The 21,621-nt window shown below is 62.5% G+C and carries 19 protein-coding genes and 1 riboswitch; of the genes, 9 read left to right on the top strand and 10 right to left on the bottom strand.

Annotation, left to right across the window (positions count from 1 at the left end):
- Window positions 1-160: 160 nt before the first annotated feature.
- Window positions 161-1,129, top strand: coding sequence for an HDOD domain-containing protein (locus tag AB2N08_RS21715; RefSeq protein ID WP_367612986.1), 969 nt, complete (start codon window positions 161-163; stop codon window positions 1,127-1,129).
- Between the two features lies 1 nt (window position 1,130).
- Here AB2N08_RS21715 and AB2N08_RS21710 read toward each other — a convergent pair whose 3' ends face one another.
- Genes AB2N08_RS21710 through AB2N08_RS21690 form a run of 5 tightly spaced genes read right to left on the bottom strand, consistent with a single transcriptional unit; the run spans window position 1,131 to window position 6,893 of the window.
- A complete protein-coding gene (locus tag AB2N08_RS21710) occupies window positions 1,131-2,426 on the bottom strand; it encodes a methyltransferase domain-containing protein (protein WP_367612985.1) in 1,296 nt (431 codons plus the stop codon).
- 36 nt (window positions 2,427-2,462) lie between these two features.
- Window positions 2,463-4,523 carry a TonB-dependent receptor domain-containing protein gene (locus tag AB2N08_RS21705; RefSeq protein ID WP_367612984.1) on the bottom strand — a complete coding sequence of 687 codons (2,061 nt, stop codon included), beginning with the start codon at window positions 4,521-4,523 and terminating at the stop codon, window positions 2,463-2,465.
- Between the two features lie 35 nt (window positions 4,524-4,558).
- The gene (locus tag AB2N08_RS21700; protein WP_367612983.1) at window positions 4,559-4,909 is read right to left on the bottom strand and encodes a DUF3325 domain-containing protein; all 351 of its coding nucleotides are present in this window, start codon (window positions 4,907-4,909) and stop codon (window positions 4,559-4,561) included.
- The gene (locus AB2N08_RS21695; protein WP_367612982.1) at window positions 4,906-6,561 is read right to left on the bottom strand and encodes a PepSY-associated TM helix domain-containing protein; all 1,656 of its coding nucleotides are present in this window, start codon (window positions 6,559-6,561) and stop codon (window positions 4,906-4,908) included. Before AB2N08_RS21695 ends, AB2N08_RS21700 begins: the two co-directional genes overlap by 4 nt.
- The gene (locus AB2N08_RS21690) at window positions 6,558-6,893 is read right to left on the bottom strand and encodes an iron transporter (protein ID WP_367612981.1); all 336 of its coding nucleotides are present in this window, start codon (window positions 6,891-6,893) and stop codon (window positions 6,558-6,560) included. The genes AB2N08_RS21695 and AB2N08_RS21690 overlap by 4 nt, the downstream gene beginning before the upstream one ends.
- 363 nt (window positions 6,894-7,256) lie before the next feature.
- Between AB2N08_RS21690 and AB2N08_RS21685 the strand changes: the two genes are divergently transcribed.
- A complete protein-coding gene (locus AB2N08_RS21685; protein WP_367612980.1) occupies window positions 7,257-8,219 on the top strand; it encodes a DUF6279 family lipoprotein in 963 nt (320 codons plus the stop codon).
- Between the two features lie 242 nt (window positions 8,220-8,461).
- Here AB2N08_RS21685 and AB2N08_RS21680 read toward each other — a convergent pair whose 3' ends face one another.
- Window positions 8,462-9,193 carry a TetR/AcrR family transcriptional regulator gene (locus tag AB2N08_RS21680; protein WP_367612979.1) on the bottom strand — a complete coding sequence of 244 codons (732 nt, stop codon included), beginning with the start codon at window positions 9,191-9,193 and terminating at the stop codon, window positions 8,462-8,464.
- Between the two features lie 14 nt (window positions 9,194-9,207).
- Here AB2N08_RS21680 and AB2N08_RS21675 point away from each other — a divergent pair, with 14 nt between their 5' ends.
- The 3 genes from AB2N08_RS21675 (at window position 9,208) to AB2N08_RS21665 (ending at window position 12,381) form a co-directional block, all read left to right on the top strand.
- Window positions 9,208-10,263, top strand: coding sequence for an aldo/keto reductase (locus tag AB2N08_RS21675; protein ID WP_367612978.1), 1,056 nt, complete (start codon window positions 9,208-9,210; stop codon window positions 10,261-10,263).
- Complete coding sequence (locus AB2N08_RS21670; protein WP_367612977.1) at window positions 10,263-11,396, top strand: metallophosphoesterase; 1,134 nt, start codon at window positions 10,263-10,265, stop codon at window positions 11,394-11,396. The genes AB2N08_RS21675 and AB2N08_RS21670 overlap by 1 nt, the downstream gene beginning before the upstream one ends.
- 61 nt (window positions 11,397-11,457) lie before the next feature.
- The gene (locus tag AB2N08_RS21665; RefSeq protein WP_367612976.1) at window positions 11,458-12,381 is read left to right on the top strand and encodes a polyprenyl synthetase family protein; all 924 of its coding nucleotides are present in this window, start codon (window positions 11,458-11,460) and stop codon (window positions 12,379-12,381) included.
- Between the two features lie 25 nt (window positions 12,382-12,406).
- Here the strand turns inward: AB2N08_RS21665 and AB2N08_RS21660 are convergent, their stop codons facing one another.
- Window positions 12,407-12,949 carry a YdeI/OmpD-associated family protein gene (locus AB2N08_RS21660; protein WP_367612975.1) on the bottom strand — a complete coding sequence of 181 codons (543 nt, stop codon included), beginning with the start codon at window positions 12,947-12,949 and terminating at the stop codon, window positions 12,407-12,409.
- A gap of 1,016 nt (window positions 12,950-13,965) precedes the next feature.
- Between AB2N08_RS21660 and AB2N08_RS21655 the strand changes: the two genes are divergently transcribed.
- The gene (locus AB2N08_RS21655; protein WP_367612974.1) at window positions 13,966-14,364 is read left to right on the top strand and encodes a hypothetical protein; all 399 of its coding nucleotides are present in this window, start codon (window positions 13,966-13,968) and stop codon (window positions 14,362-14,364) included.
- A 454-nt stretch (window positions 14,365-14,818) separates the two neighbouring features.
- Here AB2N08_RS21655 and AB2N08_RS21650 read toward each other — a convergent pair whose 3' ends face one another.
- On the bottom strand, window positions 14,819-16,948 hold the full coding sequence (locus tag AB2N08_RS21650) for a TonB-dependent siderophore receptor (RefSeq protein WP_367612973.1): 2,130 nt from the start codon (window positions 16,946-16,948) through the stop codon (window positions 14,819-14,821).
- Between the two features lie 85 nt (window positions 16,949-17,033).
- Window positions 17,034-17,131, bottom strand: a riboswitch (TPP riboswitch).
- A 56-nt stretch (window positions 17,132-17,187) separates the two neighbouring features.
- Complete coding sequence (locus AB2N08_RS21645) at window positions 17,188-17,961, bottom strand: DUF535 family protein (RefSeq protein WP_367612972.1); 774 nt, start codon at window positions 17,959-17,961, stop codon at window positions 17,188-17,190.
- A gap of 252 nt (window positions 17,962-18,213) precedes the next feature.
- On the opposite strand from AB2N08_RS21645, the gene AB2N08_RS21640 reads away from it, so the two are divergent.
- Together AB2N08_RS21640 and AB2N08_RS21635 are read left to right on the top strand one after the other, a co-directional pair.
- On the top strand, window positions 18,214-18,513 hold the full coding sequence (locus AB2N08_RS21640) for a hypothetical protein (RefSeq protein WP_367612971.1): 300 nt from the start codon (window positions 18,214-18,216) through the stop codon (window positions 18,511-18,513).
- Window positions 18,514-18,606: 93 nt separating this feature from the next.
- A complete protein-coding gene (locus AB2N08_RS21635; protein WP_367612970.1) occupies window positions 18,607-19,320 on the top strand; it encodes a glutathione S-transferase in 714 nt (237 codons plus the stop codon).
- On the opposite strand, the gene AB2N08_RS21630 is transcribed toward AB2N08_RS21635, so the two are convergent.
- The gene (locus AB2N08_RS21630) at window positions 19,321-20,526 is read right to left on the bottom strand and encodes an MFS transporter (protein ID WP_367612969.1); all 1,206 of its coding nucleotides are present in this window, start codon (window positions 20,524-20,526) and stop codon (window positions 19,321-19,323) included.
- A gap of 103 nt (window positions 20,527-20,629) precedes the next feature.
- Here AB2N08_RS21630 and AB2N08_RS21625 point away from each other — a divergent pair, with 103 nt between their 5' ends.
- Window positions 20,630-21,526 (top strand): LysR family transcriptional regulator, encoded by an 897-nt coding sequence (locus tag AB2N08_RS21625; protein WP_367612968.1) that lies wholly within the window; start codon window positions 20,630-20,632, stop codon window positions 21,524-21,526.
- The last annotated feature ends 95 nt before the right edge of the window (window positions 21,527-21,621 follow it).

Below are 21,621 nucleotides of genomic sequence, written 5' to 3'. Positions count from 1 at the left end.
ATGGTTAATTCAAACAGTTGAGCAAAATCATGCGTTAGTCTGGAACCAAGCCGATATCGGTGAGATGACACGGATTGACAGCATTTAGTTGCGGCAACGTGCATTTTTGTTTCCTTGTGGCATTACAATATGGCACTTTGTGAATACGGGGCAGGGCGCGATGAAAAACTGGATTGGCCGCTTGCTGGGCGGTACCGAGAAACAGACCGCGGCAGAAGCGCCTGGCGGCGTGGCGCTGGCGTTCGAGGACGACCAGGCCATGGCGGCCGAAGTGCACGCCACCTACTACCGCTGGCTCACGGCCAGCAGCGGCGCCACGGCCTCGCCCGAGCAAGAAGCGCAGATCCTGCGCGAAGTGAATTCCCTCGCTGCCGATCCCGTCTGCGCATCCGGTCTCGTGCCGCGCATCCCCGAACTGATCTCGCAGCTATTGACCGCACTGTCGGACGAGAACATCTCGACCGGCGCATTGTCGGCCCAGGTAGGGCGCGACCTGGTGCTGGTCGCCGAAGTGATCCGCGAAGCGAACAGCGCCTATTACCGCCCGCTGACGCCCATTGAAACCCTCGAAGGCGCCGTGACCATGCTGGGCCTGAACGGCCTGCGCATGCTGCTCGCGCGGATCGCTTTCCGGCCGCTGCTGCGCGTGACGGTGCAGGGCGTGGCGCGTCAGGTCGCGCCGGTCGTCTGGAAGCATGCCGAGCGCAGCGCTTTTGCTGCCAGCGTGATGGCGCCGGGGCTGTCGGCCGGCGTGTTCGAAGCCTATCTGGCTGGCCTGATGCAGAACCTGGGATTGCAGGTGGCGTTTCAGGTGGCCGATCGCATCTGTGGCGGCAAGGTGCCCGGTTCCAGCGAATTCGGCCTTGCTTTCTTTGCCGCCAGCCGCGCGCTGTCGTCGGTGATTGCCAGCCACTGGGACTTTCCGCCCGACGTCGTCGAGGCGATCGCGCAGGCGGGCGAGAGCGATGGCCCGAATCTGGCCCAGGCGCTGGCGCAGGGCGATCGCATCGCCAAACTGCGCCTGCTGCTCGATGCGAACGTGATCGGTGCGGACGACCCGCTGATCACGCAGGGCCTGAACGGGTTCCAGCGGCGCTGTCTGGGCAAGCTGCAGGATTTGTCGGGCTGACCTATCCCGAAAACCGGCCAGTGGCCGTATCCGGCTCGAGTTGCAGGCCGACCTTGCGCGCGGTGAGCAAGCGGTTGATGGCGGCGATCGATGCCGCGTCGGCCTTCGACCGGTCGTTCTGCGCGGGATGAATCAGGCCGGCATGCAGCATGATCGTGATGGCCTGGACCGCCTGGTTGACGGCGGCAGGCGCCGCCGGGCGCAAGCCCAGTTCCCTGAAGGTGAACGTGGATTGTCGGTTGGCCAGCGCGAGGATGCGCAGGAACCCGTCATCCGCCACGTCGATCGGTCCGAACGGCGTGGCGATGTCGTGCAGGTCGGGATCCGGGCGCCGTGGATCGCGCCTGAAGGTGAGCGCGTTCAATGCGTCCCAATATGCTTGCCCGCTCGGGCGGGCGGCATTTTTCTGGAACACGTCGGCCCGGTGCGGGCGCCCGCTGGCCATGTCCTTCAGGGTCTCGGCAAAGGCTGGCGAGGGATTCTGTTTCAGCAGCGGCTGCATTTCAGGCGGAATGCAGAAGGCCGGGTCCAGGTTGTAGAACATGTCGGCCGAACCGACGAACGACAGGCTCGCCTGCGCCGCCAGCCGGTGGACGTCGCCGGCATGCTGCACGCTCCAGAAGTCGCTCAGCAGATCGTGGGCGAGGTTGTCTGTGCCAGCGCCGCGCAGGCCGCGCAAGCGTTCTTGCAGGCGCGGCTGGTCATCGGCATACCCGATCGCCAGCAGATGGTCGACGGCATCGAGCGCGCGCGCGACTGCAACGCCTGAATCTGTACTGGCTGGCCCGATCAGGCCGCGCAACAGGTGCTGCACCGGCAGCATCGGCGTCGACCCAGGATGGCACATATAGTGCAGGCAGAACAGGCCTTTGGGTATGAGGTGCCGGGCGACGATTTCGAGGATGTTGCGCTGGCTGGCGGGCGCGACCCAGGACCAGACGCCGTGACAGTTCATGAAGTCGAACTGCGGCGTCCTGTGTTGCACGAACTGCTGGAAATCACAGCAGATGAATTCGATATTCGTCACGCCCATATCGCGCGCCAGCGCACTGGCAAGCGCGATGTGGCGCGGATTGAAATCGACCCCGGTGAAATGCCCGGCCGGATTCAGGGCCGCCGCGACGATGATGTTGAAGCCCGTGCCACAGCCAAGTTCGCAGTAGCGGTACGGCGCGTCGAGATCGGGGCCGTGAAGGCCGTGCAGGCGGGCGATGGTCGACAGCCAGAGCGGCTGTGTATCCGGGTAAAAATACGATGGATACACGCTATCCATGACGTAGCCATTCTGTTTGTGCATGGATAGGGGCGCTCTGGCTGGGTTGGTTGCCGGTGCTTAGAACGTGTAGGCGACGGCGGCCGAATAGCGGCGCCCGTCGATGTAGCCGTTCGAGCTGTTGCCGACCTGCTTGTCGGCCAGGTTGTAGACGCCGAGCTTGAGCGTCACGTTGCGGCTTGGCCGGTGCACGACACCCATGTCCACCAATGTATAACTTTGCGAGGTGGACGTGGCGGTTACCAGGTCGGTGCTGATGAACTGGCCCACGTAGGCCGCCTGGCCCCAGAAGTTCGTGCGTCTGGACAGATCGTAGTTCAGGCCCAGGTTGGCGCCATGCTTGGCCTGGTCGTTGAGCGGACTGCCCTTGTTGGCGCCGGTCAGCTGTTCGGAATCGGTCAGCGTGTAGTTCGAGCGCAGCGTCAGGTCTTTGGTGAAGCTGTAGTCCAGCGCCAGTTCCACACCGCGCACGCGCGCCTTGTTGACGTTGATCGTCTCTTTGTACCCGTACTGGTGCGCCGGATACAGATTGCCGTTGTAGGTGCATTCGATGTTCGGGCGGCACAAAAAGTCGGGCGAGCGCACGATCTTGTCGTCGAAGTCGGTCTGGTAGGCGACCGCGCTGGTCTTCAGGCCCAGGTCGGCGCGGTCGTAGTCCACGCCGAACTCGTAGCTCACGCTGGTTTCCGGCTTCAGGTTCGGATTCCCGATGCTCACGCCGCCCATCGACGACGACGAGAAATCCGGGGCCGAGTTGCGCAGCGATGGCGCCTTGTAGCCGGTGATGGCGCCGCCCTTGAGGGTCAGGGCCTCGCTGGCGCGGTAGACCAGGTACAGCTTCGGACTCCAGTGGCCGCCATACTGGTCGTTACGGTCATAGCGCGCGCTGCCGCTCAGGGCCAGGCCATCGATCAGGCGCCATTCATCCTCGACGAACACGGAATACTGCGAGCGTTCGATGGTGACATAGCCGTCGTTGGGCGTGTTGAACACGTTCAGGGCACTGGTCGCGCCGTCCTTCAGCGTTTCATCCTTGTAGGTGAAGCCGCCGGTGAGCGTGTGGGCTTCGCCAAGGCGCCATGTTCCCTGGCTGTTGAGCGTGAGCGTCTCGAAGTCGATCCCGCGCAGGGCGCCGCTTGGCGCGCTGGTGCGGTTGGTGCGGTTTTCGGCTGCATCGTAGTTCAGGTAGGTGCTGGTCGTGATGTCGCCATAGCGGCCATCGTGCTGCAGATAGACGTTGTCCTTGACCGACGGCTGGTAGGTGGCGACTGCCGTGGCGGCCAGCGAGCGGCCCGGATTGCGATAACGGTCGGTGTCGGTGCGGCTCGCGCCGACCGTGGCGGTATTGTTGCCGTCGGCCTTCCAGGTAATCTTCGCGCCCAGATTGCGATTCTTGTAGTCGGCGTCGCCCGTGGACGTGTCGCCGAACTGCACCGCGCTGCCTTCGTCGGTGCCGCGAAAGCCACCCGACAACTGGATACCCAGCACGTCGTTCACCAGCGGACCATTGAGCAGGAAGCTCGTGTTGTACGCATCGCCATTGACGTCGTTGCCGCTGTCGGGCAGCACGTATTCGGCCGTCACGGCGCCGCGCCACTTGTTGGAGACCTTCTTGGTGATGATGTTGATCACGCCGCCCATGGCGTCCGAGCCGTACAGGCCCGATGCCGGGCCGCGGATGACTTCGACGCGCTCGATCATGTCCAGTGGCGGCATGAACGAGAGCTGCTGGCCGGTGCCCTGGCCGTTGTACTCGAACGTGTCGCCGCCCTGCGCCGGCCGGCCGTCGATCAGGTACAGCGTGTAGGCGCTGCCCATGCCGCGAATCGAGATCGATTGCTCGGTGCCGCTGCCTTGCACGGTCACGCCCGGCACGAACTTGAGCACGTCGGCCAGGTCGGTGTACGAGCGCTTGGCGATTTCCTTGGCGCTGATGACGGTGATCGAGGCTGGCGCATCGCGGATATTCTGTTCGTAGCCCGCGGCAGTGACCACGACGGTGGCCAGTTCCGGATCGGGCGTTTGCTGGGCCAGCGCATGCGCGCTCATGAACAGCAGGGGAATGATGGCGGCGATCGGCGTGCGGGTAAATTGCGGGGCAGTACGGACGTGACGGTGCATGGATCAGTTTCTCTCTGGTTAGGACTTGGATATTGTTATGACAGCGTGGCGGGGAGCAGCCAGGCCAGCGGCATGAGGGCAATCAGCGCAATGAGCGCCAGGCTGCAACGCCAGATGCTGCGCGGGCGATACGTCAGTTGCACGGCCAGCGCGAGGCAGGCGAAGGTGAGCAGCCCGAGCCAGGCTGCGATGCCCACCGAGACGCCCCACGTGCCCACTGCCGGCGCCAGCGCCATGGCCAGCACAAGCCAGCCTCCGTAGCGCAGGCCATGCACCAGCCGGGGCGCCGGAACACTGGCAAGGAGCTGGTCCTGGTGCCGCGACATCGTGGCGCTGATCATGGTCATGGCCAGGTAGCACAGGCCGAATATGAGAAAGGTCATCATGGCGTCACCGGTACAGAAGGGGCGGCGTGTGCCGGACGCGCCGGTGCTGCGGTCTTGCGTGCCTTGGCGATCAGGTGCGCGGCGATCGTGGCGAAGATCGACGCCAGGGCCAGCATGGCCAGGTCGAAGCCGGCAATACTCAACTGGCCCAGGACCAGGCTGCTCACCAGGCCGTGCCCGCCGGTCAGTGGGTTGAGCAGCGGCAGCAGGGCGAACAGCACGGCTGCTGCGATACTCTGTTCGATCCAGGCCGCACGCGCGGGCCGCAGCACGGCGTGCACGAGGCTCGCGAGCCAGACAATGAAGAAACCGTTGATTTCCCAGTCGGTGCGCCCGGCCATGTTGGCCGACAGCAGCCGGTTCAGCCAGAAGTAGCCGGCGGTGGCCAGGGCCAGGCCCGTGATGACGGCGATATTGCTCTTTTCGACCAGGTGGTGGCCCCACGGTGTGCGACCGAGCTTGCGCCGTTCGGGCAGGCGCTTGACCACCCACAGCACAAGGCCCGTGCCGACCATGGCCGTGCCGGCCACGCCCGACAGGAACAACAGCCAGCGCACGGTCGGGCCGGCGAAGTCGCCAAGGTGGGCGACCACGACGACGTTGTAGATGGCGTTGGCCGCCGACTGCGCTGCTGGCGCCGGCTGCTCGCGCAGCGTGCCGGTGGCGGCATCGAAGCGCAGGCGGCGGGCAGCGCCGCGCGACAGCAGGCTTTCGCTGCCATGCTCGCGCAGTTCGACCGTGGCGCCGGGTTTGCCCGGTTTGTTGATGGTGACCGTGCCGACCGTGCGGCCGGGCCACTGGGTTCTGGCCTGGGCCAGCATCGGCACGATTGCCGCCGCCAGGTCGACCGGCTGGGCCTCGGCCATCTGGCGCGCGCCGCGCCGTGGGGCGCCGTCGCCACCGCCACCGCCACCACCACCGCCGCGCCGCTCGGCGTTGTAGGCCTGGCGATCACCCTGGTACACGGCGTCAACCGGCCATGCCATCAAGGTGCCCATCAACAGCAGCAGGCCGCTGAAGGTGATCATGACGTGGAAGGGCAGGGCCAGCACGGCGGTGACGTTGTGCGCGTCGAGCCATGAACGCTGGCCCTTGCGTGGCCGGAACGTGAAGAAGTCGGTGAAGATTTTCTTGTGCGTGATGACGCCGCTGATGATCGCGACCAGCATGAACATCGTGGCGATGCCGACGATCCAGCGGCTGACGGCCCGTGGCATCGAATGCAGCTCGAAGTGGAAGCGGTACAGGAACCCGCCGCCGCGCGTCTCTCGCGGCGTGATTTGCTCGCCGGTGGCGGCATCGAGCTCGGCGCGTTTGGTGCCGGCCCGGCCCGCGTTCTCCGAACCCGGTTCGCGCCAGCTTGCCGCCACCGTCGTGCGGCGCTCGGTAGGCAAGTTCAGCGTCCAGACCGTGGCGTTTGGCGCCAGCGTCTGCATGCCGGCCAGTGCCGCCTGCACTGTCTGGTCGACGTCACCGGTCGGCACCGAGCGGTGAAGTTCAGGCTTCATCCACAGGCTGATCTCGTCCTGGAAATAACTCAGGGTGCCGGTGAAGAAGACCACGTACAGCAGCCAGCCGAGGACGATCCCGGTCCAGGTGTGCAGCCACGACATCGATTGCCGGATGCCTTCGGGTTTGTGATCGATTCTCACGCCGCACCTCCATAGGCCCAGGCGCCGACTGCGAGTACGGCGGCCGGGACCAGGATGCCGATCGCGGCGCGCCAGGTGCCGGCGATGGCGAAGACCCAGATGGCGGCGCAGGCATGCACGACAAAGGCAAGCATGCTGGCAGTGAGCACGGCATCGAGACGCGTCATGCCCAGCGCTGGCAGCAGGTGGCCGAGCCAGATGGCGCAGGCGGCGGACAGGGCGTAGCCGCCGAAGATGGCGACCAGGCTGCGCACGGCGACTGCCAGGCGATAGCGGGTGAGGGCGGTGGTTGCCGCTTGCGCTGGGGCGGGGCGGCTCGGGGTGGTGTGCATGGCAGGGTGGCCGTCGTCGTTGTTTTTCTAAACGAGAATCATACTCATTTGCGTTTGAAAAAGTATGTCAAGTTGTGACAAGACTTGGCAGGGTTGAGTAAATCTGGCAGGCGAGGATGTGGCGCTGGACAGGGATTGCATCGTTGACGAAACGCGGCGGCAGCTCTGCCTAAGTTGTTGCCAAAGACAAAATTTTAAGTCATCATGCGGAACTTTGTAGTTCCGTAACTGATCGGTTCGAAACTATCAAGTCGAGAAGGTGAAATTCAAACAACTTTAATCCGAGCCCAATGGATCGTTCGTACCCAGCGCGATGGCTGCGGGGGAAGGCGCGACGTTTCGCGCGAAGTGGTAGTCAAGGCAGTGCGCGAACTGATTGCTGTTGAAACCACGATGCTATTGCGTATGTACGTGAAAATACAAAACAAAATGGAAACGATAAAAAAGCCAAACAATTTGTTCGAGCGAGCCCACGTCGTATGCGTGGTGATCGTCATGGTGGCATTAACTGCCTGCAGCAGTATTGGCTTCGCCTATAACCAGGGCGCTACGCTTGCATACTTTTGGGTAAATGACTATGTCAGCCTCGACTCGCAACAGTCCGCAGCGTTGAGACAAGACGTCGGCAAGCTGTTGGTTTGGCATCGTACAACCCAACTGATGGACTACGCCCAGTTGCTCGGGACGGCCCAGCGTCAGCTTGCTTCTGGCCAGATTGAGCCAGACGATCTGAACAAAACTTACAGAGCAGTCAAAGCCCGCGCGAAGTTATTGGCCGAAAAATCGTTGCCAGATTTGGCAGAACTCACCATGTCCATGAGGCCAGAGCAATTCGTCCGTATGGAAAAGAAATTCTCTTCAAGTAATGAAACGTTTCGCAGGAAGTTCGTTAACGTCGCTACCGAAAAAAAGCAGGAGCTGCGCTTCAGGAAGTCGATGGAAGAGTTCGAAGAATGGTTTGGAAGGTCGAGCAACGAACAGGAAGCGATCCTGAAAAAGGTTTCTGATGCCCGGCCTCTGAATAACCGGTTTTTGCTGGAGGAACGCATCTTGCGTCAGAAAAAAATCCTCTCGACGCTCCGCAGGATTCACCATGAAAAATTGAGCGAGGAAGCTACCATGGTTGTACTGCGTGAAGTAATCAACGATTTTTTTCATCACGACGAGGCTGCCGGAAACAAGGCGCTTTACGATGCCAATCTACAAGGCAGTCTGAGCGTGGCGAGCACGGCAATCAGAATCGCCACCCCAGCCCAGAAAGCACATGCCCAGGAACGCATTGCCAATTGGATCAACGACATCGAGAAGCTGGCGGTGTCGAAATAGCCCAATTGGTGCTCGTCCGTGCACCTGCCGCCTTGTGCCGGCAAGCTGAATTGCGTCACTCACCATTGCCATGGGGTAGTCCAGCGAGGTCGTCTTCAGGTCAGCTCGACAGTCGAAACGGCCTGAGACGCGAGCACAGGTGGTTGAATCGCACGCCGCAGTAGCCACTGCCGCCACCAGTCCTTGCAGCGCGATCGAACCAGAGCGTTTCGCACCAACGCGTTATCGCGATTTTATCCTTCTTATCGCGCTGTAATTCCCAGGGCCGGTAACAGCACCCCATCGATGATCTCAACCAGGAAAGCATGATCGAACGGTCGACGTTGTATCAACGCCCGATAGGCTGCCAACGAAGGAATGATTTGGGCGACGGTGTCCACATGCGCGTTCGCGTTCGTTTCACCGCGCGCGCGCGCGCGCTCGATCAAGGTGCGGTTCGCCGTCACCCAAGGCGCCACGATCGCTTCGTGGCCCGCCTCGGCAAGCGCGGGATGTTGCGCCAGCATGGCAGCGACGCCAGCCATCGCCCGCATTTTCTGTTCCGCCTGCTCGACTGACTGCGGCCGGAACAAGGCAAGCAGGTCGCCGCGCAGCGTGCCTGTATCAGCCAGCTGGTCGAGATCGACCAGGCTGCGTTTCATCCGTCCTACTGCCTCGACCACCATCTCGCCCTTCGACGCCCACCTGCGGTAAACGGTTGCCTTGCCCGCCCTGGCGCGCACGGCCACCATGTCCATCGTCATCCGCTCATAGCCGATTTCCGCAAGAATCGCGATTGCCGCATCAAGGATTGCCTCGTCGCGTGTGGCATCGCGTGGTCTGCCGCCGCTTTCGCGCTGTGGCGCTGTCGCTGTCGCTATTTCGGCTTGCACATGCTCATGTGCCTCTTGTTTAGACTTCATAATTTCGATACTATTCAGTTCCGGAACTGTAGAGTTCCACATGATGACGTTTAATTTTTTATTCTGCAACAACAAAGGACATAATTATGCGCTACAACCTGTTGGGCCGGACTGGCTTGTTCGTTTCGGAGCTCTGCCTTGGCACGATGACCTTCGGCCAGGCCGGTGGGCAGTATGCGGCGGCGAGCGGCGTCGGCCAGGATGAAGTCGACGCAATCGTGCGTGGCGCATTCGATGCCGGCATCAATTTCATCGACATGGCCAATGTGTATGCCAACGGCCAGTCGGAAGAGATGGTCGGACGCGCATTGAAAACACTGGGAATCGTACGCAAGGACGTGGTCCTGGCCACCAAATTCGAGCACGCGACAGGTGTCGGCCCGAACGACAGCGGTGCTTCCCGCGTCCATATCATGGAAGCGGTCAAGGCCAGCTTGAAGCGCATCGGCACTGACCACATCGACTTGTACCAGATGCACGGTTTCGACCCGGCCACGCCGGTCGAGGAAACCCTGCGCGCTCTGGACGACCTGGTGCGGCAAGGACATGTGCGTTACATCGGTGTGTCGAACTGGGCGGCGTGGCAGGTGAGCCAGGCGCTGGGTGTGGCGGACAGGCTGCAGCTGGCCCGCTTCCAGTCTTACCAGTCTTATTACTCGCTGGTCGGGCGCGATGCCGAGCGCGACATCGTTCCCATGCTCCGGGCAGAGGGCCTGGGCATGCTGGTGTACAGCCCGCTTGCGGGTGGTTACCTGACCGGCAAATACCGCGATGGCAAGACCGCAGGCCGACGTGCCACGGTGCAGTTCCCGCCCGTCGATGAACAACGCGGCGCCCGCCTCTTGCCGGTGATCGACGCGATTGCGACGGCGCAAGGCGTGTCGATGGAAGCAGTGGCGCTGGCATGGCTGCGTCACCAGAGCGTGGTCACCAGCATCACGCTGGGCGTCAAAACACTGGCCCAGCTCGAGGCTAACGTGGCCGCGGTCAACGTGACGCTGCATGAAAACGACTTGCGCGAGTTGGGAGAAGTCTGTGCGCCGGCACCTGAATATCCGGGCTGGATGCTGGCCAACAGCAGTGCCGCGCGCTTGTCCCTGCGCGACTCGGGCAAGCTCTCGAAGCAGGCAGGGCCGGCCTGATGTTCCATATAGCGTTCGCTATCCCGGCGCTCTACGTCATCGGCCGCACCGTCTGGCCGATGACGTGGGCACTCGGAATCAAACTGGCGGTGGCTCTTCTGGTGCTGCTCGCTTCCCAGTACCATCTGTACAGCCGCTGGTCATCTGGCAGCGTATTCTCGGCTGAGATGCCGCGTTTCGCGATCATCGTCTTCAACTGGGCCTTCAGCGCGATCCTGCTGCTGGCCGTGTTCCAGATTCTGTTCGACCTGGCAGGGCTGGCGCTCCTGCTCGCACGCGGCAGTAGCCCGGCTTTCACGGCCTGGTTGCGCCACACGATGGTGGCGGGTGCGATGTTGCTGGCAGCAATCGGTGTGCATGCCGCAATTCGCGTGCCGCCGCTCAACGACGTCGTGGTCGACATCGCGAACCTGCCGGATGAATTCGACGGCTACCAACTGCTGCAGCTGACCGACCTGCATATCAGCCGCCTGTTTCCCGAGGAGTGGACACAGGCAGTCGTCACCAACGCGAATGCTTTGAACGTGGACCTGGTTGTCGTCACCGGTGACCTGATCGATGGCACAGTTGCGGACCGGTCCAGCGATGTCGCGCCGCTGCGCGGGCTGCATGCCCGGGATGGCGTCTTTGTTATCCCGGGCAACCATGAGTATTTTTTCGATCCGACCGCCTGGATGCAGCGATTCGCGATGCTCGGCATGACGCCTCTGGAAAACAGCCATGCCGTCGTCACGCGGCACGGTGCGCAGCTGGTACTGGCCGGCGTGACCGATCTGTCAGCAATTGAAACCGGCTTTCCAATGCCGGACCTCGGCATGGCACTCGCCGGGGCGCCAGCAAATGTGCCGATCATCCTGCTGGACCATCAGCCGAAAAACGCCCGTGCTGCGGCCGCACAGGGAGTGGCGTTGCAGCTGTCAGGACATACGCATGGCGGCCTGGTATTGGGGTTGGAACGCCTCTTTGCGCTGGCCAACGGTGGCTATGTATCGGGACGCTACGACGTGCAGGGCATGACGCTGTACGTCAACAACGGGACAGCGTTGTGGCCAGGATTGGCGCTACGACTCGGCAAGCCATCCGAGCTGACCCGCATCACGCTGAAAAAGAAAGCACAAGGCACGCCTGAATGAATGCAGCGTTATCCGGCGTGACGCCAATCTGATCGAACACTGTCGCAGAAAAGGAAACAGCATGTCAGCGACCTACGCAGCGGCGCCACAAGATTGCGGCGCCGCACCCCACGCCACACCATTCGATCAAACCAGACGCGCGCTCGAACAACGTTTGATGGCGCTCTTGCCAAACCACGGCGATCCGGACAACGTGCTTGCTGCAGCGATGCGTCACGCAGTACTCGGCGTCGGCAAGCGGGTGCGTCCCATGTTGTTCATGTCCATTTGCCGTGACCTCGGCCACGATGCGCCCGCTTTATTCGATCTCGCATGCGCCATTGAGGTTGTGCACGCGTCGTCGTTGATTCTGGACGACCTCCCTTGTATGGACGATGCAACGCTGCGACGTGGCCAGCCCGCCGTCCATGTCCAGTTTGGCGAAGACGTTGCTTTGCTTGCTGCGGTCGCCTTGCTCAGCCATGCCTTCCAGATTGTCGCAAGCGTCGATGGCATCTCACCAGGCGCGCGGATGCGTTTGACGGGCGCTCTCGCACACGCGGTTGGCGCGCAAGGTTTGGCCAAGGGCCAGTATCAGGACTTGCGTGAGGTGCAACAAAGGCCTGCTGACGACATTGCCATGACCTACGCCTTGAAGACAGGTTCGCTGCTCAGCGTGGCGGTCGAGATGGCCTCGATCATCGCGCAGACAAACCCGGAAACGACGCAATGGCTGCGTCAGTTCGCGTCCACTGCGGGACAGGCGTTTCAGATAAGGGACGATTTGCTCGACGCCGGCATGGGCCCAGTGCTCGCAAAAGGCGAGATGATCGGCAAAGACATCGGACAGGACGCCGGCAAAGCCACGCTGCCTGCTGCATTAGGCATCGAAGCGGCCCGCCTCAGGATGGTAAGCGAAGTGAGTCGGGCGGATCAATATTTAGAAGTGGCGCTTGGTCCTCGCAATCAGACGCGCCGATTGCTTCTGGAATTGTTCCCGCATTGAGCCGCAGAAAACTCACGGATGCCTGTCAATCGTTGACTGCGGCTTCGGCCGACAAACGGTCGGCCAGCTCCTTGGCCTTGCGAACCCGCGTCTCTGTCTTTTTCTTGGTAACGATTGCTGGATGCAGCAAGTAACGCTGTGCTTTCGGCAACGCATGAAAGCGGGCGGCCGCAATGGGCTGATTCTCGAATGCTGCCAAGATTTCACACGGTATCGAGATCGTGCTGGGCGAAGGATAAGCCGCGTCCCAGCGTCCATCGGCCTTGACCTCGAACAAGGCCAAACAGGTCGGCCAGAAGACACCGTTGACGTTGAAGGAGATATGGGGATACGGATCCGCCGCCAGCTGACTGAGAAACCCAGGGATCTTGCTCTCTTCAACCTGGCAATCGATACTAAGCTCTGCGGCTGCGACCTGCTGAGTTGACAAGTTAGCGACATCGCACAAGGACGTAGCATCATGCACCGTGCGATCGTGATGCAACGTAAAACGCATCGCCCAGTACAGTTCCAAGTCGCTGACGTAACAACGCAGGCCGTACTGGCATTGATCACGCGAAGCTTTCAAACAATGCGTTTCTCTTTCCGAGCACGGTTGCTGACAGCCTGGATCAGTCGATTGAAATCAGCCCAAGCTTGATAGTTGCGGTGTCAGGTCTGACATTCAGACACAGTTGCGGTGTCAGGTCTGACATTCAGACACAGTTGCGGTGTCGACACAGTTGCGGTGTCAGTTGCGGTGTCAGGTCTGACATTCAGACACGGACTCTGCGCTGATCCGGCTCGTTGATTTTTTGAGAGCATCTTGAAAAGTCGATGGTTTCTTTGAATTTCCTCTAGCTAATAGTAGAGGCTGTGTCCAGATGTCAGACCTGACCCCTTCAATGTGACCCCGCCAATGGATGTCAGACCTGACCCCGCCAATGTGCGTATTTCATCAAAGATCACAGCTCAGCTCTCATAATTCCGGAACCCGGCGACGTCTGCTTTGAGTCGGTTCCGGCCGGTCGTGACCATTGGTGACTTTTCTGCTTCAACATCCTGCTACGCTGGTTCGATTATCTGAGATCGTGCCAGAAGTGGTCCTGAAAAAAAATTGCGTAAAGGCACGATTAGCACTGTTATCGGTAGAGTGGTTACAAAAGACGAAATTCACAAATATCATGGAGAAAATATGAGAACAATGATAGTTGTAGCGGCGATCTTGTCCCTGTCTGGTTGCATATCGACCCATGGTCAGTCGACTGAGCGTGCTCAGCTCGTCCAGTCGGCGCCGGTGGCGACATCGAATACGTCTTGTTCTTACGTTGGTGGTCAGTTGAATTGCATGCCTCAGCCCATCAGACCAACTTCCTCCGACGTAAAGGGGGAAAAGCCGCCCAGCAACTGAAAGCAGTAACTATTAACTTTCAGGCCGATGGCCGGGCAGCGTCGCCCCGTCTGGGAATCCATGACCGTCCGCTTTGAGTCGACTCCAGTCCTTCGTCACTCTCTGCGGTTCTTCGGCCGCGGCGACCTGCAATGCTGAGCTCAAGGGCCGAGATCGGCCAGAAACAGACGTAACGTGGTTTGGAAAACAGGAGCATGACCATGAGCGTAAGGGTCGCCAGCATGAAACCTGCTTGCATTACGGCGCCAAGGGATGACGCTGCTCGACAGCGACTGCATGGGTGGCAAGCCGCCGGCAAAATGCTGTGCTTCAGCTATACCCGCACATTGGGCGGCTTAGTTCTGAGCGGCCGCGGCCGCGTCGCGAACTTGAGCGCGACGGCCCTGACAATCGATGCGCTCTCTTCGTCGCTGTTCGTCGTGCTGGACGATGCGACGTTCGACGACACTCCGCAGATTTTCTTCACCCCCGACCTCGGCGGCCACTTCCAGGTGCACGGAATCAGTATCAGCCTAGGCAACTATGACTGGCTGTTCTTCTCAGAAGTGGCGGTACCGAACGCCGCGTTGGTTCACCGCATTAGCGCGACGTAGTCACTGAACGTACGATTCCTACGACGGTGGAATGGCATTAATAATCTTCTCGCGGACGTTGCCGCGTTGGACTTGGCAAGTCCACTAGAAAAGCAGTTTTGAAATCGCTTGAGTTCGACCTGGGTCGAAAACGGCCATTCCCGCGCCTGCTTGCAGCGAGTCCGTGGCAAACCTCATTGTTCAAACGAGACGTATAGAAACGGTTCGCCGCAATCTCGTGGCGAACATCATTCGCAAGAACAGCACGCTACAATCGGCCTACCTCGAAGGAGAAGCTCGCAAACTTTATTCCACGTCCATAATATTTTTGAGCAAGCCGAGATCGATTCGAGGATGATCCTTGCGGAGTGTCCCGGCACGCCGTTGCCTGCGCCCACCCCGCCGTTACAACCAAGCGTCCACCACAGCTCCAACCACGGCAGCGCCACCCACCGTGATCAACCAATCTCCCCAATCAAAAATCAATCTGCGCCGACAACCTGAACGTCCGCGGCGCCCCCGGCAGCAAATACCCACCGAGCGACTGCGTCACATCCCGCCAGTAGAACTTGTCGAACGCATTGTCCACCCGCGCCCGGATGATCGTGTTCAGCCCACCGGCGCGCAGCACGTACGCCGCGCCGAACCCCGCCACGTGATACCCCGGCACCTTGACGCGATTGGCCGGATCGAACACCTTGTTGCCCGAGTACTGCCACTGCGCGTCAAGCTTCAGCCCCGCCACCTGCGGCACCGCATACTCGATCCATGCTGCCGTGCGCAGCTCAGGCACATTGGTCACGCGCTTGCCTTCGGTGCTGGCGTCGCCCGTGTTCTTCTGATCCGTATCGAGCGCCATCAGCGACAGGTTGTAGCTCAACCCGGGCAGCGCGCGGCCCTGCGCCGACAATTCCACGCCGCGGTGCGTCTGTTCGCCCGCGCGCACGAAGACGTTGGCGGCGTTGGTGTACTCGAGGCCCTGGGTGATCTCGAACACGGCGCCCGACAAGGCCAGCTGCTCGTTCACATTGCGCTTGACGCCAAATTCGAACTGCTTCGAGCGGCTCGGCGAGAGCACCGTGTTCTGGTTGACCGTCTCCATCGGCGCGATGCCGCCGTATTGCAGGCCATGGCTGATCGAGCCATACACGCGCCAGTCCGGCGCCGGCGCGTACACGAGCGCCACGTTCGGCAGGGCAAACGAGTCTGTCGACTTCACGCGCGCCTGGTCGATTTCTTCCAGCGCGTCGAGCTTGAGCTGCACGTAGCGGACACCCGCATGCAGCGTCCACGCGGGCGAGAGGCTCAAGACGTCCTGCACGAACAGCGAGCGCTCTTCGGTGGCGCGGCGTTCCATCACGGGGCCGGTCACGCGGCTGCTATCGACTGGCGGCACAATGGCGTTCTGCCAGATATTGCTCGAGCCGACGTAGTCATAGACGTACTCGCCGAAGCTGTCATGGCGTTCGGCGTAGGCGCTGCCAACCGTCAGCGCATGGCGCACGGCGCCGGTGTCGAAGCGGCCCTGCAGCATGGCTTGCGCGCCCCAAGGCGTCTTGCGCTCGCCCGTGCTCTGGAAGTCGTACACGTCGTAGTCGCCGTTGGAGCAGTAGCCCGGATAGTAGCCATCGCCCTCGTTGCTGCAGCCGTAAGGGAAGGCGGTGAAGTCGTCGCGCTTGAACCAGTGCTTGTTGGCGTTGACGGTCGCCGTCCACGCGTCGCTGATGCGGTACTCGAAGCGCAGGCCCAGATTGCTGCTGTCGGTGTCGACGGGGCGCGTCCACGGCTGATCGTTGAGGAGGGTCTTGGCCGAGATCCCGGTGGGCAGGGCTTCGTTGCGCAGCAGCTGGTAGCCGGGCGCGGTGATCTGCGATTTGTGCTGGTGATCGACGTCGATCTGGAACAGCGCGTCCGGCGACATCTGCCAGTCGAATGCGGCCGAGATGAACTGGCGCTTGCCGTCGGCGCCGCGCACATACGATTTCAGGTCTTCGGCAGCAGCGTTGATGCGGTAGCCGAAGCGGCGATCGGAAAAGCGTCCGCCCAGGTCGACCGCGCCGTACACGGTGCCGCGCTCGCGCACCTCGGCCGTAATCGAGCGCAGCGGCGCATTGGTCGGGCGCTTGGTGGCGAAGTTGAGCATGCCGCCCGGCGCCGCGACGCCCGCCTGCAGGCCCGCCAGGCCGCGCAGGATCTCGATGCGCTCCTTGTTCTCGAGCGGGATCTGCGTGTCGCCCGAGATGGCGATCATGTCCTTGCGGTAGCTGGTTGCGTTGTCGAGCGTGAAGCCCCGCACCGAGAACTGTTCGGCGTAGCCGATGGCGTTGTAGGCGTCGCCGATCGAGGCGTCGTAGCGGCTCGCGTCGGTCACGCTGCGGATCGACAGGTCCTGCATCTGGCCCTGGCCCATCGAGGTGATGGACGCGGGGGCCTCGAGCAGCTGCGTCTCGGCGAAGCCGCCGACGCTGGCGCGGTCGAGCGCGATCCATTTGCTGCTGGTGACGACGACCGAGGGAATGGCGTCCTGGGCGAGTGCGACAGGCGTGACGGCGAAGGCCTGCACGATGGCGCAGGCAAGGACTGGGTACTTCAGGTTGAAGGTCATGGTGTGCTCGTTGTTGCGCGCCACAGAAGGCGCGCCGCTTTGAATTAAAGCCGGAGCCAACGTGGGGGAAGGGCAAACGAACGGGGGGTGCTGCTTTGCGCTTTCCTTCGCTGGCATTATCCAGATCAGGTACGAAGGGTATGTCTCACCCGGAACAACGTTCCAGGACCCCTAGCGAAGGCGCGAGTGTAGCACGACGTTTGACGGCCGTGGTGATTCTGGCAAGCGGCGTCTTGTCCTCAGGCTTGCGCGATGGACCGTGCGCTGGCCACCGCAACCGGCGCGGCGACGGGCGCCATATGACGCAGCAGCGTGGCGCGGGCCGCCTCGCCGATCGCGTGCCATTGCGCGCGGCGCTGGGCGGCGCGCTTGCGGTGCTTCGACGGCATGTCCGCCAGCGGCTTGAGGTAGAACGGCAGCGTGATCTGGTAGTGCCGCGCATCGAATTCGGCGCCGCCCAGGATGCGCCAGAAGCCGTCGTAGGCGCTCTCGAATGCCGCGTGCTGGTCGATCCGGTAAGACGGGTGCGCGGTGGCGCGCAGCGCGAGCACGCGGTCGATGCCCAGGGCCTGCGCCGCGCCCTGTAACGCGGCGAAGGCGAAGAAGCTCGGCGAATTGTTCGGGAAGGCGCGCTCGAAGGCATCGAAGGCCGGGCCGGCATCGCGCCACAGGCCGGCGTTGTGCGCCACCAGCGGCACGACCGGCTGCGTGGCGCCAGGCGTGGCGCCATCGACCCAGGTCCACGACAGGCGATGCAGGATCGCGCCATTGGCAAGCAGCGACAGTGTCAGCCCGTCGTTGGCGTCGTCGCGCTGCGCCATGCGCAGTTGCAGCGCGAAGCGGCCATGTTCGCCATCCTGCTGCCACAGGATCAGGCCTGCGCCGCTGTGAATTGCGTCGCGGTACGCGCGGTTGAAGGTCGATTCCTCGAAGAGACCGTGGGATTGTAATGACTGGCGCCCGCGCCAATGGCGCAGGGCGTGCCAGCGTTGGGTCAATCGCGCGAAGATCATGGGCGCTCCATTGGGCAGGAATCGGCAGGTGCGAACTATATTAACTTAGTTCCGTACGGCAATTATGTGCTCGTTTGCCAACGCGTGCTCGGCGAAAGTGTAACGATTGTTTGGTAACCAACAGGATTGGGCTGTTTCTTCCTTCTGGCACCGCGGAGGCGCTGAGGAACGTTGCTTACTAGCCACAACTGGGCCATGCCCGCTGATCGCGTCATAATGGCGGCACTAATCTACAAGCAAGAAAGAACATTCATGACCCATCCGATCGAGAAGGCATCTGGCGACGACAGCGTGTCAGGGGCCGACATCGCCGAGAACCCGGAGCGTGTCCGCAGCATGCACCGAACGGCGGCAACTCGCGCCGTCGCCAAGGCGTCGCCCGCCGCCACGAGCAAGACGCTCAAGGGCAAGGACGGTGCGGGCCGTCCACAAAGGGCGACCGCCAGCGAGGTCTCGGCATGGAAGAAAGCGAACAAGGCGACCATTGCAGAAACGGCGAAACATTTCGACCTGCCGCCAACCATTGCCAAACGGTGGTGCGCAGTGGCATGAAGGCTGACGCCGGCCGCATGGCCGGCGTACCGTGCTTCCCGGCCTGCCTGATCGGTCTACCATGACTTTTCTTCCAAAAAAGGAAACGTCATCATGGTGCATCCCTACGAACTGTTTTACTGGCCAACGATCCAGGGTCGCGGCGAATTTGTCCGCCTGGCGCTGGAAGAAGCGGGCGTCGATTATGTCGACGTGGCGCGCAGCAAAGGTGGCGTCGACCTGTTGATGGCGGCGCTCGAGGTCGACGACCATCCCGCGTTTGCGCCGCCATTCCTGAAAACCGGTGAACAGACCATTGGCCAGGTCGCCAACATCCTGCTGTACCTGGGCGAGCAGCATGGCCTGGCGCCGCGCACGGAGCCTGGCCGCCTCTGGGTCCATCAGCTGCAACTGACGATTGCCGACTTGGTGACCGAGGCGCACGACACACATCACCCGATCGCCTCGATGCTGTATTACGAAGACCAGAAGCCCGAGGCGCAGCGCCGCGCGGCCGATTTCGTCGAGACGCGCATCCCCAAGTTCTTGGCGTATTTTGCGCGCCTGCTGGCCAATCCCGAGCCCCGCGATTATCTGCTGGGCGAGCGCGTGAGCTATGCCGACCTCTCGCTGTTCCAGGTCATCGACGGCTTGCGCTACGCGTTCCCCAACGCGATGAAGAAGATCGAGCAGGAGCATCCCGAGCTCACCGGCCTGCGCGACCGGGTCGCGGCGCGGCCCAACATCGCAGCCTATCTGGCGTCCAAGCGGCGCATCCCGTTCAACCAGGAGGGCATCTTCCGGCATTACCCGGAACTCGATGCCTGACTAATGCATCGCCACGGCGCCGGCGGTCGCACTCCTGGCCGGCATGCCGTCACGCCGGTCCAGCCAGCCGGCCAGCGTCGTGAGCAGCAGGGCGCCGATTACCACCAGGGCGCCGATCCACGGCGTGGCCATCAAGCCGACATGCGCGACGATCAAGCCGCCGCCCCAGGCGCCCAGCGCGATGCCGACATTGAAGGCAGCGATGTTCAGGCCCGACGCCACATCGACCGCCTGCGGCGCATCGCGCTCGGCGCGCCGCACCACATACACTTGCAGGCCCGGCACGTTGCCGAAGGCGACCGCGCCCCAGGCCAGCACGGTAAGCAGCACGAGCGACTTGCTCGGCGCCGTGAACGCCAGCACGAACAGCACCACGGCCAGCAGCGCGAACACGATCTGCAGCGCGCGCACCGGCCCCAGGCGATCGGCCAGCTTGCCGCCCCAGATATTCCCGCCCGCGACCGACACGCCATACACCAGCATCACCAGGCTGACGGTCGACGCCGCGAAGCCCGAGACTTCCTGCAGGATCGGCGCCAGGTAGGTGAACGCTATGAAGCTGCCGCCGTAGCCAAGCGTCGTGATGGCGTACACCAGCAGCAGGCGCGGCTTCTTCAACACGGCCAGTTGCGTCAGCAGCGGCGCCGGCTTGCTGCCGGCGATATCGGATGGCACCAGGATCGCGCTGCCAATGATGGCGATCACGCCCAGCAGCGACACCGCCAAAAAGGTCGCCTGCCAGCCGAAGTGCTGGCCGATGAAGGTCCCGAGCGGCACGCCGGTGACCAGCGCCACAGTCAGGCCGGTGAACATCAAGGCGATCGCGCTGGCCGCTTTTTCTTTCGGCACCAGGCTCGTGGCGATGGTCGAACCGATCGAGAAAAACACGCCGTGCGCCAGGCCCGTGAGCACGCGCGCGGCCATCAGCGCGGTGTAGTTCGGCGCCATCCAGGCCACCAGGTTCCCGACCGTGAACAGCACCATCAGGCCAAGCAGGAGCTGCTTGCGCGGCACGCGACCGGTCATGGCGGTGAGCAGCGGCGCGCCGATGGCCACGCCCAGTGCGTACAGGCTGACCAGGAGGCCCGCCGAGGGCACCGACACCTGCAGGCTGGCGGCGATGGTGGGGATCAGGCCGACGATGACGAATTCGGTCGTCCCGATGGCAAAGGCGCTCAATGCGAGCGCCCAGAGTGCGAGTGGCATGGTGGTGTTCCTTGTAATGACAGTGACAGGCATGCAGTGTGCCGCGTTCGCTGGCCGGGAGAAATAGCCCGCGCTACAATGGACTTTTGATTCGGAGTCACTAATGATCGATGTGGATGGCCTGATTGTATTTTCTGCAGTCATCGATGCGGGCTCGTTCTCGGGCGCCGCCGAGCGCCTGGGCCAGACGCCGTCCGGTGTCTCGCGCACGATCTCGCGCCTCGAAGACAGCCTCGGGATGACGCTGATGCAGCGCACCACCCGGCGCCTGCACCTGACCGAAGAAGGCACCTGGCTGCTGGGGCGGGCGCGGGCGATCCTGGCCGACCTGGCCAATACCGAGGCCGAAGCCGCCGCGCGCCGCTCGCAGCCGGCGGGCCTGGTGCGCGTCAATGCCGCCACGCCGGCACTCGACCATCTGCTGGCGCCGCTGGTGGCCGATTTTCTGCAGGCGTATCCGCTGATCCAGCTCGAGCTGGTCAGCGGCGAGACGTATGTGGACCTGATCGAAGAGCGGGCCGACCTGGCGATCCGCATCGGCGCACTGCCCGATTCGACGCTCAATGCACGCCGCCTGGGCGTGGCACAGCTGCGGGTGCTGGCGTCACCGGCGTATCTCGACCTGCATGGGATGCCGCGCACGCCGGCCGGGTTGGCGCAGCATCGCACGCTGGGCTTCACGGCGCCCGCGCTGTTGAATACATGGCCGCTCAGGCACGACGGCGGCGAAGGGTGGACGATCACGCCGCAGGTGGTGGCGTCGAGCGGCGAGACGGTGCGACACCTGGCGCTGCATGGCGCGGGCATTGCATCGCTGTCGGATTTTCTGACGCGCGCGGACGTCGCGGCGGGACGGCTGGTACCGGTGCTGGAAGAACACACCCTGCCGTGGACACAGCCCGTGTGGGCCGTGTTCTACAAGCAGGGTGCATTGGCGCCGCGGGTGGCGGCGCTGGTGGAGTTTCTGGCCCACAGGCTGGGCGAGGTGCTGGAGAGGTAGGTGGAGTTGTGCGTACTGGGGTTCCCGCCTCCGCGCACTGCTGTCCGGAATAATCTTGTTGACTGTCGCATCAGAATAGACATCCCTGATTTTTG

It is taken from the genome of Massilia aurea (assembly GCF_040790145.1).
Classification (GTDB): domain Bacteria; phylum Pseudomonadota; class Gammaproteobacteria; order Burkholderiales; family Burkholderiaceae_D; genus Telluria; species Telluria aurea_C.
This window is presented reverse-complemented; position numbering and strand designations above follow the sequence as displayed.